Consider the following 13,510-nt stretch of genomic DNA (forward strand, 5'->3'; position numbering starts at 1 on the left):
GCCCCGGCTACTGGCCGGGGAGTGGTGCCCAGGAAAGGACTCGAACCTTCACAACCTTGCGGTTACTGGCACCTGAAGCCAGCGCGTCTACCAATTCCACCACCTGGGCAGGGGGGTCGGCCGCCTCCGTCATCGCGGCGGCGTGGAGCGGGCTTCTATTTGCAGGCGCGGCAGTCGTCAAGGCGGGTTCTGCGGGATTCCGACGGCACCCTCCCTACGCCATCGGCCGCGCTTTCCGCCGACGAGCCACATCCCTAGCAGGCCGCTGGTTTGCGCGGCGCCCCGGTGCGCCTAAGTCTCGGGGATCGGGAATGCGGAGACGGTGATGACGCGACGGGTTGCGGTGGTGTTCGGCGGCACGGGATTCATCGGCGGGCACGTCGTCCAGCGCCTGGCGAGGCGGGACTATGTCGTCCGCATCGTCACCCGCAGCCCGGAGTCGGTGCGCGGCCTCATGACCCAGGGCAGGACCGGCCAGATCGTTCCCGTCGGCGCCGGGGCGCTGGACGACGCCCATATCCGCACCGCCGTCGCGGGCGCGGATGTGGTGGTCAACCTCGTCGGCATCCTCGCCGAGCGCCGTCCCGGCGATTTCGCCCGCATTCATGGCGAGCTCCCCGGCCGCATCGCCCGCGCCACCGCGGCCACCACCGCCAGCGGATCAAAGGCCGGCACCCTCAACGGAGTGGGGGCAGGCACCGATTCCCCCACGCCCCGGCTCGTCCACCTCTCCGCCATCGGCGCCGACCCGGCAGCTGAAAGCCTTTATGCGCGCAGCAAGGCGGAAGGGGAGGCGGCCGTTCTCTCGGCCTTTCCCTCCGCTACGATCCTTCGCCCCTCCGTCGTCTTCGGCCCCGAGGACGATTTCTTCAATCGCTTCGCCGCCATGACCCGGATCTCGCCCGTTCTCCCCGTCGTCGGCAGCAACACCCGCTTCCAGCCCATCTATGTCGGCGACGTCGCCGATGCCGTGATGGCTACCCTCGACCACCCCGAGGCCGCCGGCCGCACCTATGAACTCGCCGGCCCACGCGCTGCCACATTCCGTGCCCTGATGGAGGAGATGCTCGGCATCGTCCGCCGCCGCCGCCGGGTGGTGGAGATGCCGGCCGGGCTGGCCGGCCTCATCGCGCGCATGACGGGCTGGCTGCCCAACCCGCCGCTCACCCGCGACCAACTCATCCTCCTTCGCCACGACAACGTGGCGACATCAGGCACCCCCGGTTTGCAGGAACTCGGGATCGAGCCCACCGCGATGGAGGTGGTGCTTCCCAGCTATCTGGCCCGCTACCGCCGCGGCGGAGAACGCCACGACCCCTCTGCGGGGTGAAGGTCCGATTCGGACCTATTAGGCGCTGTTGCAAGCCACTCTCAACCAACCCGATGACGATCTGAGCAATAAAATGTCAGTGCTCCTGACGTAACGGCCAGTTAGGTCTCGCAAGCCCCGTTTCGGCATGGCAAAACGCCCCCGAAACGGGCCTCGGTGGCCCGCATGTCGTCACCACCCCATTCGGCCTGATTTCGTTCAGGCAAGGATCGCGCCATGGCCGAGCGCATGCTCCAGTTCGTCCGCCTCTCGCAGCAGACACCCGAGAAGCGCGCCGCGACCGTCCGGCGCGAGGATTTCGACGAGATCTACGCCCGCTTCGACCCCGCCCGCGCCGCCGAACAGGCCAGCCGCTGCAGCCAGTGCGGCGTGCCCTTCTGCTCCGTCCACTGCCCGCTGCAGCAGAACATCCCGGACTGGCTGAAGCTCACCGCCGAAGGCCGGCTGGAGGAGGCCTATGAGGTCAACTCCGCCACCAACACCTTCCCCGAGATCTGCGGCCGCGTCTGCCCGCAGGACCGCCTGTGCGAGGGCAACTGCGTCATTGAGAAGGGCTTCGAGGCCGTCACGATTGGCGCCGTCGAGCGCTACATCAACGACACCGCCTGGGAGAAGGGCTGGGTCAAGCCGCCTACCCCCGTCCGCGAACTGGACCATTCCGTCGGCATCATCGGCGCCGGCCCCGCTGGCCTCGCCGCCGCCGAGAAGCTCCGCACCATGGGCTGGCAGGTCCATGTCTACGACCGGTACGACCGTGCCGGCGGGCTGATGATCTACGGCATCCCCAACTTCAAGCTGGAGAAGGATGTCATCACCCGCCGCACCGCGCAGTTCGCCGAAGGCGGCATCACCTTCCACATGAACTGCGAGATCGGCCGCGACGTCACCGTCGCCGAACTCCGTGAGCGCCACGACGCCGTCCTCATCGCGACCGGCGTCTACAAGGCCCGTGACATCGAGATTCCCGGCTCCCACCTCGCCGGCGTCGTCCCCGCGATGGATTTCCTCACCGCCTCCAATCGCAAGGGCCTGGGCGACGACATGCCGGAGTTTGATTCCGGCGCACTCAACGCCGAGGGCAAGCGCGTCGTCGTCATCGGTGGCGGCGACACCGCGATGGATTGCCTCCGCACCTCCATTCGCCAGGGCGCCGCCTCCGTCACCTGCCTCTACCGCCGCGACAAGGCCAACATGCCCGGTTCCATGCGCGAGGTGCACAACGCCGAGGAGGAGGGCGTCCGCTTCGCCTGGCTCTCCGCGCCCGAGGGCTTCGAGGGCGGTGGCAAGGTCACCGGCGTCCGCGTCACGAAGATGCATCTCGGCCTGCCCGATGCGACCGGCCGCCAGCAGGTCGAGCCCATTCCCGGCAGCTCCTTCCTCGAGCCCGCCGACCTCGTCATCAAGGCCCTTGGCTTCGACCCCGAGGACCTCCCCGCGATGTTCGCCGAGCCAGGCCTGAAGGTGTCCCGCTGGGGCACGCTCGCCGTGGATCGCCGCACGATGATGACCAGCCTGCCCGGCGTCTTCGCCGCCGGCGACATCGTCCGCGGCGCCTCTCTCGTCGTCTGGGGCATCCGCGACGGCCGCGACGTGGCCGAGCGCATCGCCGACTACGTCGCAGCCCGCGAAACCCTCTCCCAGGCGGCCGAATGATGCGCATTACCCTTCTCGCGGCCGCCCTGCTGGCCGCATCCCCCGCGCTCGCCCAGGCGCCCGCAACCCCGGCCCCCGCAACCCCGGCACCCACGGCGCCCGCGCCCGCCATCCCCATGACGGAGGAAGGCCGCGCCGCCGCCCGCGAACTCCTTCGCGCCAGCGGCGCCACCGCACTGGGTGACCAGGTGATGGCGCAGATGAACCGCCAGCTCGCCCTCGCCATCGCCCAGGCCAGCGGCAAGCCCCCGCAGGAGGTGATGGCCGTGGTGGACGAGGTGCTGATGCCCGAGTTCCGCCGCCGCCAGCCCGAGATGACCGACGCCATGGCCGAGGCCTGGGCCACGGCCATGACCCCCGCCGAGCTGCGCGAGCTGACCGCCTTCTACGATTCCGCCATCGGCAAGCGCATGGTCGCCGTAACGCCGCAGGTCATGAACAACCTGATGTCGCTCGGCATGCGCTGGGGCCAGCAGGTGGCGCAGGACGCCATTGCCAAGCACCGCGACGCCCTCCGCGCCCGTGGCCTGACCCTCTGACGAGAGGATGCACGAAATGACCGACTACGTCGCCCAGCACATCCGCAACGCCGCCGCCCTCCGCGACGAGGCGCATATCGACATCACCGAGCACGATGCCTGCGGCGTCGGCCTCGTCGCCGCTCTCGACGGCCGCGCCCGCCGCGATGTCGTGCAGGCCGGCATCGATGCATTGAAGGCCGTCTGGCACCGCGGCGCCGTGGACGCCGATGGCAAGACCGGCGACGGCGCCGGCATCCATGTCGAGATCCCGCAGGACTTCTTCGCCCAGGCTGTCGCCGATGGCGGCGACAGGCTCCGCTCCGGCCGCATCGGTGTCGGCATGGTCTTCATGCCCAAGACCGATCTCGGCGCGCAGGAGCGGTGCCGCTCCATCGTCGAGACCGAGATCCTGAACGCCGGCTACGGCATCTATGGCTGGCGCCAGGTGCCCATCGACGTCACGTGCATCGGCGAAAAGGCCAACGCCACCCGTCCCGAGATCGAGCAGATTCTCATCTACGATCCCGAGCAGCGAGACGAGAACCTCTACGAGCGCGACCTCTACGTCATCCGCCGCCGGATCGAGAAGCAGGCCATCGCGGCCCAGATCCCGGACCTGTACCTGTGCACGCTCTCCTGCCGCTCGATCATCTACAAGGGCATGTTCCTGGCCGAGAGCCTGTCGGTTTTCTACCCCGACCTGACCGACCCGCGCTTCATCTCCCGCTTCGCCATCTACCACCAGCGCTACAGCACCAACACCTTCCCCACCTGGCGCCTGGCCCAGCCCTTCCGGACGCTCGCCCATAACGGCGAGATCAACACCGTCCACGGCAACGTCAACTGGATGAAGAGCCACGAGACGCGCCTCTCCCACGCGCTGCTCGACCCGTATATGGAGGACATCAAGCCCGTCGTTCAGGCCGGCAACTCCGACACGGCGTCGCTCGACAACGTCTTCGAACTCCTCGTCCGTGCCGGCCGCGACGCGCCGATGGCCAAGGCCATGCTCATCCCCGAGAGCATCGGCAGCAACGCCACCATGCCCCAGGCGCATCAGGAGCTGTTCCTGTACTGCAACGCCGTCATGGAACCCTGGGACGGCCCCGCCGCCATCGCCGCCACTGACGGCCGCTGGGTCGTTGCCGGCCTCGACCGCAACGGCCTGCGCCCCATGCGCTACACCATCACCGCCGACCGCATGCTCGTCGTCGGCAGCGAGACGGGCATGGTCCGCGTCCCCGAGGACCTGGTCCTCACCCGCGGCCGCCTCGGCCCCGGCCAGTGCATCGCCGTGGACCTCGACAGCGCCCAGTTCCTCGATGACGGCCAGCTGAAGGACATGCTCGCCGGCCGCAAGCCCTGGGGCGACTGGACCGCGCGCACCACCCGCATCGACGAGATCGTCAAGGCCGACCGCCGCGAGACCGCGGCGCTGGAGGGTGAGGCGCTGCGCCGTCGGCAGCTCTCCATGGGCTACACGCTCGAGGACCTGGAAGCGATCCTGCACCCGATGGTGGAGGAGGGCGCCGAGGCTATCGGCTCCATGGGCGACGACACCCCCATCGCCGTCCTCTCCCGCCAGTATCGCGGCCTGCACCACTACTTCCGCCAGGCCTTCGCCCAGGTCACCAACCCACCGATCGACTCACTCCGCGAGACGCGGGTGATGACGATCAAGACGCGCCTCGGCAATCTCGGGAACATCCTCGACGAGGACCCGACCCAGTGCGACATGCTCATGCTCGACAGCCCCGTGCTGTCGAACGCCGAGTTCTCCGCCATGCGCGCCTATATGCGCGACACCGCCGCCGAGGTGGACACCACCTTCCCGGTGAGCGAGGGCGAGCCCGGCCTGCGCCGCGCCCTCGAGCGCATCCGCCGCGAGTCCGAGGAAGCCGTCCGCTCCGGCCACGCCCATGTCATTCTCTCGGATGAGGGCCAGAGCCCCGAGCGCGCCTGTATCCCGATGATCCTCGCGGTGGGCGCCGTGCACACCCACCTCGTGCGCCACTCCCTCCGCACCTTCACCAGCCTGAACATCCGCAGTGCGGAATGCATGGACGTGCACTACTTCGCTGTCCTCATCGGCGCCGGCGCCACCACGGTGAACGCCTACCTCGCCCAGGAAAGCATCGCCGACCGCCACCGCCGCGGCCTTTTCCCCGGCCTCAGCCTGGAGGAATGCGTCGCCAAGTACCGCAAGGCGATCGACAAGGGCCTGCTGAAGACGATGTCCAAGATCGGCATCGGCGTGCTCTCCTCCTATCGCGGCGGCATGAACTTCGAGGCCATCGGCCTGTCGCGCGCCCTCGTCGCCGAGTTCTTCCCGGGCACCCAGTCCCGCATCTCCGGCATCGGCCTGTCGGGCATCGCCCGCCGCGTGCTCGACATGCACCGCGCCGCCTGGAATGCGGGCGCCGTCGTCCTCCCCGTTGGTGGCCTCTACAAGCTCCGCCGCCGCGGCGAGGCGCATGCCTTCGAGGGCAGCCTCATCCACCTGCTGCAGAAGGCCGTGGATTCCGACAGTTACGAGACCTTCAAGCGCTACACCCATGCCGTTCGCCAGCTGCCGCCCGTGGCACTGCGCGACCTGCTCGATTTCCGCGAGCCTGTGGCAAAGCCCATCGCGCTCGAGGAGGTCGAGAGCATCACCGAGATCCGCAAGCGCCTGCTCGCGCCCGGTATCTCCCTGGGCGCCCTCTCCCCCGAGGCGCATGAAACCCTCTCCATCGCCATGAACCGCATCGGCGCCCGCTCCGACAGCGGCGAGGGTGGCGAGGACCCCGCGCGCGCCAAGCCCCGCGCGAATGGCGACAACGCGAACTCCGCGATCAAGCAGATCGCCTCCGGCCGTTTCGGCGTCACGGCCGAGTACCTGAACAACTGCCGCGAGATCGAGATTAAGGTCGCCCAGGGTGCCAAGCCCGGCGAGGGCGGCCAGCTTCCCGGCTTCAAGGTGACAGGCCTCATCGCGAAGCTCCGCCACTCCACGCCCGGCGTCACTCTCATCTCGCCGCCGCCGCATCACGACATCTACTCGATCGAGGATCTCGCCCAGCTCATCTACGACCTGAAGCAGATCAACCCCGAGGCGACCGTCTGCGTGAAGCTGGTGTCCCGCTCGGGCATCGGCACCATCGCGGCCGGCGTCGCCAAGGCGAAGGCCGACGCCATTCTCGTCTCCGGCCATTCCGGCGGCACCGGCGCCTCGCCCGTCACCTCGATCAAATACGCCGGCCTTCCCTGGGAGATGGGCCTATCCGAGACCCACCAGGTCCTGCTGCTCAACCGCCTCCGCCACCGCGTGAAGCTCCGCACCGATGGCGGCCTGAAGACCGGCCGCGACGTGGTGATCGCCGCCATGCTCGGCGCGGAGGAATTTGGCATCGGCACCGCGTCGCTGGTGGCGATGGGCTGCATCATGGTCCGCCAGTGCCACTCCAACACCTGCCCCGTCGGCGTCTGCACGCAGGACGAGGACCTCCGGAAAAAGTTCGAGGGCAGTCCCGAGAAGGTCATCTCCCTCTTCTCCTTCGTGGCGGAGGAGGTGCGCGAGATCCTCGCCTCGCTCGGCTTCCGCAAGCTGGAGGACATCATCGGCCGCACCGACCTGCTGAAGCAGGTCTCCCGGGGCGCCGAGGACCTCGACGACCTCGACCTGAACCCGCTTCTGGTCCAGGCCGATGCCGGCGGCCACCCCGCGCATTGCACGCTGGAAGGCCGCAACGAGGTGCCGGAAACGCTGGACGCGGACATGATCCGCGACGCCGCCGCCCTCTTCTCCCGCGGGGAGAAGATGCAGCTGCAGTACAACATCCAGAACACGCATCGCGCCATCGGCACCAAGACCAGCTCGATGATCGTGCGCCAGTTCGGGATGACCGGCCTGCAGCCCGGCCATCTTACCGTCCGCCTGCGCGGCAGCGCCGGCCAGTCCCTCGGCGCCTTCGGCGTCCGCGGCCTGAAGCTGGAGGTGCTCGGCGACGCCAACGACTACGTCGGCAAGGGCCTGTCAGGCGCCACCATCACCGTCCGTCCCGGCCCCTCCTCCAACTTCGTCTGGGAGGAGAACACCATCGTCGGCAACACCGTCCTCTACGGTGCGACGGCGGGCGAGCTCTTCGCGGCAGGGCAGGGGGGTGAGCGCTTCGCCGTCCGCAACTCCGGCGCGACGACGGTGGTCGAGGGCATCGGCGCCAATGGCTGCGAGTACATGACCGGCGGTACGGTCGTCATCCTCGGCGCCGTCGGCGACAACTTCGGCGCCGGCTTCACCGGCGGCCACGCCTTCGTCTGGGACGCGGACAACACCTTTGAGCGCCGCCTGAACCCCGACACCCTGCTCTGGTCACGCCTCGCGTCTTCCCACTGGGAAGGCGTGCTGCGGGACCTGGTGGCCCGCCACGTACAGGAAACCGGCTCCCGCCTCGCCGCTCGCCTCCTCAATGACTGGAATGCCGAGCGCGAGGCCTTCTGGCATGTCGTCCCGAAGGACTACGCGAAGCTGCTGCCCCAGCCGATGACCGACCGGCTGCTGGCCGCCGAGTGAACCCCAACGGGGCCGGCCCGCGGGCCGGCCCCTGACCGAAGCCGCGTGTCGATCCTGTCACGCAAAGCACAAAGACTGACACAACAAGGCTTTGCGCCGCGTCCTTCGCACGCCTTCTACCTTGCTCCCACCGCGGGCTGGTGGCAGACACGCCTCATCGTGCGCATCCTCCACCACCTCCCGCTCTCCCCTGCCTGCCGCAAGGTGCGCCTCGCCCTGAACGAGAAGCGCATCCCCGCCGAGCTGCGCGCCGAGCGCATCTGGGAACGGCGCGAGGAGTTCCTGGCCATGAACCCCGCCGGCACCGTCCCCGTGCTGGAGGAGGAGAACGGCCTCATCATCGCCGACAGCTACGCCATCTGCGAGTATCTCGACGAAGCCTATCCCGACATGCCGCTGCTCGGCCGCACGCATGCTGAGCGCGCCGAGGTCCGGCGCCTCGTCGCTTGGTTCGACGACAAGTTCGAGCGCGAGGTGACGCGCAACCTCTATTACGAGAAGCAGCTGAAGCGCACCCTTGGCCGCGGCAACCCCGATGCCGGGGCGCTGCGCGCCGGCTACGCCAATCTCAAGCCGCATATCGAGTATATCGGCTGGCTCGCCGAAACCCGCGCCTGGCTCGCCGGCAGCCAGATCTCACTGGCCGACCTGGCCGCCGCCGCCCATCTCTCCTGCCTGGACTATATCGGCGACGTGAATTGGGCCCTGAACGACGCGGTGAAGGACTGGTACGCCCGCGTGAAGTCCCGCCCGTCCTTCCGTCCCCTTCTGGCCGACCGCGTCAGCGGCCTTACCCCGCCCGGGCACTACGCCGACCTCGACTTCTGAACGGGCCCGGGAGCCACACCAGGCATCCTGTCTCTCCGCCCCCCTTGGAAGCGCGACGGCGCGACCGACGTTAGGCGGCTGGAATTCGGGAGAGCGACGTTGAGTGGTGGTGGTCCGGCCGGTCAGCCGGGAGAGCATGAGGCCCTTCTGCGGCAACAGACCGCGCTCGCCAGATTCGGCGAGCTGGCCCTCAAATCCGAGGACACGGACGAGATCCTCACCGAGGCCTGCCGGCTCGTCGCCGAGGCGCTCGGCACCAACCTGGCGAAGGTCGTGGAGGTGCAGGACGACCGCCGCACCCTCCTCGTGCGCGCCGGGATCGGCTGGAAGCCCGGCGTCGTCGGACAGATCCGCATCCCCCTCCAGGACGAATCCTCCGAAGGCCACGCCCTCAAGACGGGCGAGCCCGTTATCTCCCCCGACATCGATCAGGAAACCCGCTTCCACTATCCGGATTTCCTGAAGGAGAACGGCGTCCGCGCCATCGCCAACGTCCTCATCATCGGTGGCCGTGATAGGCCGCATTACGGCATCCTGCAGGTGGACAGCCGTGAGCCCCGCCAGTTCACCGAGAACGACCTCAGCTTCCTCCGCAGCTACGCCAACCTGCTCGCGGCGGCCGTGGACCGCCTGCGGGTCCTTGCCGAGGTCCGGGACGTCAACCGGGATCTGGAACGTCGGGTCGCCGACCGCACGCGCGAGCTCGAGGCAGCCGCCGCCGAGCGTGAGCGGGCCCAGGAGGCGCTGCGCCAGGCCCATGCGATGGAAACGGTCGTCCAGCACCTCCCGGTGGGCGCCGGGCTGATCGGACCATCCGGCCAGATCCTCGTCGCCAATCCGGAGTTCCGGCGCCTGCTGCCCGGCCCGCTGGTCCCCTCCGCGGACCGCCCCTCGCACGGCACCTGGCAGGCCACCACCGAGGATGGCGGGCCCGTCCCGCCCATGGACTATCCCGCCGCGCGCGCACTCCGCGGCGAGCTCGCCCTCAACATGGACTTCCTGCACGCGGGCGGGCCGGATGGCGACCGCTGGCGCCGCGTCAGCGGCATCCCCGTCCGCGCGGAGGACGGCCAGGTCGCCGCGGCGCTCGCCGTGATCGTGGATGTGGACGAGGAGAAGCGCGCCACCGAGCGGCAGGCCCTGCTGACCCGCGAGGTGGACCACCGGGCCAAGAACATGCTCGCCGTGGTGCAGGCTGCGCTCCGCCTGACCCGGGCCGAGGACGTGCCCGGCTTCGTCCGCGCGATTGAGGGCCGGGTGGCAGCCCTCGCTCGCGCCCAGATGCTGCTGGCCGCCGACCGCTGGTCCGGCGCCGATCTCCTGAGCCTGCTCCGCGGCGAGCTCACCGCCTTCCTGGACCGCAAGGGCTCCGGCCCGCAGGTCACTCTCACTGGACCTCGCCTCATCCTCCCCGCCGAGGCCACCCAGCCCCTTTCCATGGCCATCCATGAACTTGCCACCAACGCCACCAAGCACGGCGCCCTGTCCGCCTCCACAGGCCAGGTCGCGGTGGAATGGGAGGTGCGGCGCGGCCCGGTGGACACGCTGGAGCTTCGCTGGTCGGAAACCGGTGGCCCCCCGCCCGAGGGCCCGCCCACCCGCCACGGTTTCGGCTCCCGCGTGCTGAACGGTACCCTTCGCAGCCAGCTCGGCGGCAGCGTCTCCATGTCCTGGCTTCCCACGGGCCTGGTCTGCGCCATCGCCCTCCCGCTCCGGCCCGTGGCCGCTACGGCCGCCGAGGACGTCCTCTAACCGCCCGCCAGCCGCCGCCGGAACAGCACGAAAACCAGGAACAGCCCGCCCGCGAGCAGGCCGATCGCAGGAAGGCCGAGCAGCGCCGCCGCATCCCCCGCCAGCGCCGACCCCGACACGTCGCCCATGTTCAGCGTGGCCATGAACAGCGCGAAACGCGTCGCGGCACTCGGCCCAAGACTCGCCCGCATCACCGCCGGCGCCAGCGCCACGAACAGAAGGGCAGGGAGCACGGTGGAGAGCCCGAGCGCGATCGGCCCTGCCACTGCCGCCCAGCCCGGGTCAGGAACCATCAGCACGGCACCCGAGGCAATATACGCCGTGCCGCACAGCCCCAGCAGCACGCCCAGCGCCGTGCCCGGCCCTGCCCGATCCGTCCACCACCCGATCAGCAGCGCCCCCACGGTCCCTGTGCCCAGCCCCATCAGCGCCTGAAGTTGCGACAACTCCTCCGCTTCCCAGCCGCGCCCCTGGATCAGCTCCACCCCAAGTGGCAGCCGGAACAGCGCCGAGGCGAAGTCGGTGGCAAAGCAGAAGCCGAGAAGGAGCAGCGTCCCACCACCGCGCAGGCCGTCGAACAAGTGCCGAAGCAGCTCGGGAAACCCGGCCTGCGCCGCCAGCCGCGCCGCCGAGCGGCGCAGCGAAAGCACCGCATCCCCCGCGCCCTCCCGGACCAGCAGCTGCAATCCCAGCACGGCCGTACCCGTCCCGATCAGCACAAGGGTAGAGGCGTGCAGTCCCAGCGCGGGCAGCATCCAGGCGAACAGCGCCGCCCCTATGGCCCCACCACCGACGAACCCCATGCGGGTGAGCGCATTGGCCTTTCCGAGCTGCGCCGCCGGCGTGTGGTCGATGATCATGCCGTCCGTTGCCGTATCGGTGAGCGCCGCAAAGGCGCTCTGCACCAGGAATACCGCGCTGATCGCCGGCAGCACCGCCAGCCCGCCATCCTCCACCAGAAGCAGCCGGGCCAGCGTCAGCAGCGAGGCCACCAGCGCCCCCACCACCCAGGCCCGACGCCGCCCCATGGCGAAGCCGCCGAACCGGTCCACCACCGGCCCCCAGAGCGGCTGCAGGATCCAGGGCAGCCCCACCATCGCAACATGCGCCCCGATCGCCTGCGCCGAGGCCCCGAGCGCCGCGAAGTGGTTCGGCACCGCCGTCAGCGCGAAACCCGCGACCAGTCCCTGCTGCGCATAGAGTGCGAAGATCAGCGCGTACCGCCACCCGGCTTGCGCGATGAGCGGCCCGCCCGAGGGTTCACCCCCCATCCGGCGCTGCCGTCAGAACGCAGAACGGCACCGCTAGCACCAATCCCGCCACGACCGGCATCCCGAGCAGCAGCGCAAAGCCCGAGCCGGACGCGACAAGTGGCCCCAGCACCAGCAGCCCCGCCAGAGTGTGCGGCCACAGGAATCGCGCCGCCTCCGCCCAGGGCACCCGACGCTCCTCCCGCTGCTGCACCGGCCAACCCCCGCCCGACCGGCCGAAGGCGTGGGACAGCACCACCGCCGTGTTGTGAAAGGCGATGATCGGGTCGAACAGCAGCAGGAAGGTGCTCTCCCGCACCGCAAGCCACAGATAGGCCCCACGCGTGCCCGGAGCCGCCCGCAGCAGCGCGGCGACATGCCCCGCCAGCCGCGGCATGTGCAGCGCCGCGTAGCCCAGCAGCAGAAGCACCACCAGCGCCCCGCGCGGCGTCCCCTCCGCATCCAGTGCGGCATTCAGCGCCGCGAGCGGCAGCATGGCGAACCAGAGCGGCGCCAGCAGGTAGTGCAGGATCGCCTGCACCATCTGGAAGCGTCCCACACTGCTCAGCGAGCGGTCGCGCAGAAGGTGCCGGTACTGCATGTTCCCCGCCGCCCAGCGCCTGTCCCGCGCCAGGAAGGCGAGCAGGTTCGGCGGCGCAGACTCGAAGGATCCGCCCGCGCCCTCGCGCAGATCCGGCAGAACCCGCACCCCCCAGCCCGCCGCGTGAAGCCGCGCCGCCTCCACATGGTCGTGCGAGAGAATGTGCGAGCCATCCGGTAGCGCATCCAGCCGGCAATGGCGGCGGAACGCCTCGATGCGGATCGCCGCGTTATGCCCCCAGAACGGCCCCTCATCGCCCTGCCACCAGCCCTGCCCAAGCGTCCAGGTCTGCCCGCCCGCGCGGTGCCCGGCATTGAACAGCCGCCCGAAGGGCGCGGCCGCGTCGCGCCCGGCGATGGGTGATTGCAGAATGCCCAGCCGCGGCGCCGCCTGCATCGCCCGCACCAGGCGCAGCACCGCCTCAGGCGTCATCTCGGAATCCGCATCCAGCAGCACCAGCAGCGCGAACCCTGCCGCATGGTGATCGAGGAACTCCATCACATTCCCGGCCTTGTAGCCCGCATTCACCGCGCGCCGCCGATACAGCACCGATCCCGGCGCGCGCCCGGCCGCGAAAGCCGACACCGCAGCCTCCTCCGCCGCACCGCGCGCCGCATCGCCCGTGTCCGACAGGATGGCGAGCGCGAAGCGGTCCCCCCAGGGCGCCAGCCCGTCCATCAAGCGCGCGAGCGGCTCCAGCACCGCCCCCATCTCCTCGTCCCGCACGCAAACGGCAATGACGGCGCGCAGCGCAACCGGCGTTTCCGCTTCGGCGGCTGCCCCCCCACTCCGCAGCCGCACGGCGAGCCCGACCAGCCCCGTCGCCGCCGCAAGTGCAATCCAGGGCGTATTGGCCAGCAGGCACACGAGAAGCAGCACCTCCCAAACCGACCACCCGCCCGGCGCCAGCACCCGCACCGCCAGCCCGATCAGAACAGCTGCCACCAGCAGCGCCAGTGCCGCGAAGGCAACCCGCCGCCGGCCCCGCGCATTGCGAAGCGCCGCCTCCTGGCACGCGCTCAC

At 69.8% G+C, this 13,510-nt stretch carries 8 protein-coding genes and 1 tRNA gene; 6 read left to right on the top strand and 3 right to left on the bottom strand.

The features are described 5' to 3' along the window. Positions 1-22: 22 nt before the first annotated feature. Positions 23-109: transfer RNA gene (locus ACVBD7_RS04865), tRNA-Leu, on the bottom strand. Between the two features lie 216 nt (positions 110-325). Here ACVBD7_RS04865 and ACVBD7_RS04870 point away from each other — a divergent pair. From ACVBD7_RS04870 to ACVBD7_RS04895, 6 genes are all read left to right on the top strand, one after another. Then, entirely contained in the window at positions 326-1,330 is a 1,005-nt protein-coding gene (locus tag ACVBD7_RS04870) for a complex I NDUFA9 subunit family protein (protein WP_458096373.1), read from the top strand. Between the two features lie 216 nt (positions 1,331-1,546). After that, entirely contained in the window at positions 1,547-2,983 is a 1,437-nt protein-coding gene (locus tag ACVBD7_RS04875; RefSeq protein WP_458096374.1) for an NAD(P)-dependent oxidoreductase, read from the top strand. Continuing rightward, positions 2,980-3,522, top strand: coding sequence for a DUF2059 domain-containing protein (locus tag ACVBD7_RS04880; RefSeq protein ID WP_458096375.1), 543 nt, complete (start codon positions 2,980-2,982; stop codon positions 3,520-3,522). Before ACVBD7_RS04875 ends, ACVBD7_RS04880 begins: the two co-directional genes overlap by 4 nt. 16 nt (positions 3,523-3,538) lie before the next feature. After that, positions 3,539-8,056, top strand: coding sequence for a glutamate synthase large subunit (gene gltB, locus ACVBD7_RS04885; RefSeq protein WP_458096376.1), 4,518 nt, complete (start codon positions 3,539-3,541; stop codon positions 8,054-8,056). A gap of 159 nt (positions 8,057-8,215) precedes the next feature. Further along, positions 8,216-8,884: an FtsZ-binding protein FzlA gene (gene fzlA, locus ACVBD7_RS04890; RefSeq protein WP_458096377.1), complete on the top strand. Its 669-nt coding sequence runs from the start codon at positions 8,216-8,218 to the stop codon at positions 8,882-8,884. A gap of 99 nt (positions 8,885-8,983) precedes the next feature. Then, positions 8,984-10,636, top strand: coding sequence for an HWE histidine kinase domain-containing protein (locus ACVBD7_RS04895; protein WP_458096378.1), 1,653 nt, complete (start codon positions 8,984-8,986; stop codon positions 10,634-10,636). Here ACVBD7_RS04895 and ACVBD7_RS04900 read toward each other — a convergent pair. Both ACVBD7_RS04900 and mdoH read right to left on the bottom strand, forming a co-directional pair. Further along, a complete protein-coding gene (locus tag ACVBD7_RS04900) occupies positions 10,633-11,907 on the bottom strand; it encodes an MFS transporter (RefSeq protein ID WP_458096379.1) in 1,275 nt (424 codons plus the stop codon). The genes ACVBD7_RS04895 and ACVBD7_RS04900 overlap by 4 nt on opposite strands. After that, on the bottom strand, positions 11,897-13,510 hold the full coding sequence (mdoH, locus tag ACVBD7_RS04905; RefSeq protein WP_458096380.1) for a glucans biosynthesis glucosyltransferase MdoH: 1,614 nt from the start codon (positions 13,508-13,510) through the stop codon (positions 11,897-11,899). Before mdoH ends, ACVBD7_RS04900 begins: the two co-directional genes overlap by 11 nt.

It is taken from the genome of Roseomonas sp. WA12 (assembly GCF_054165765.1).

What these genes read in the sequence shown, in the direction of transcription:
- ACVBD7_RS04870 (WP_458096373.1), top strand. Translation starts at nt 326, where the DNA reads ATGACGCGACGGGTTGCGGTGGTGTTCGGCGGCACGGGATTCATCGGC.
- ACVBD7_RS04875 (WP_458096374.1), top strand. Translation starts at nt 1,547, where the DNA reads ATGGCCGAGCGCATGCTCCAGTTCGTCCGCCTCTCGCAGCAGACACCC.
- ACVBD7_RS04880 (WP_458096375.1), top strand. Translation starts at nt 2,980, where the DNA reads ATGATGCGCATTACCCTTCTCGCGGCCGCCCTGCTGGCCGCATCCCCC.
- gltB (WP_458096376.1), top strand. Translation starts at nt 3,539, where the DNA reads ATGACCGACTACGTCGCCCAGCACATCCGCAACGCCGCCGCCCTCCGC.
- ACVBD7_RS04900 (WP_458096379.1), bottom strand. Translation starts at nt 11,907, where the DNA reads ATGGGGGGTGAACCCTCGGGCGGGCCGCTCATCGCGCAAGCCGGGTGG.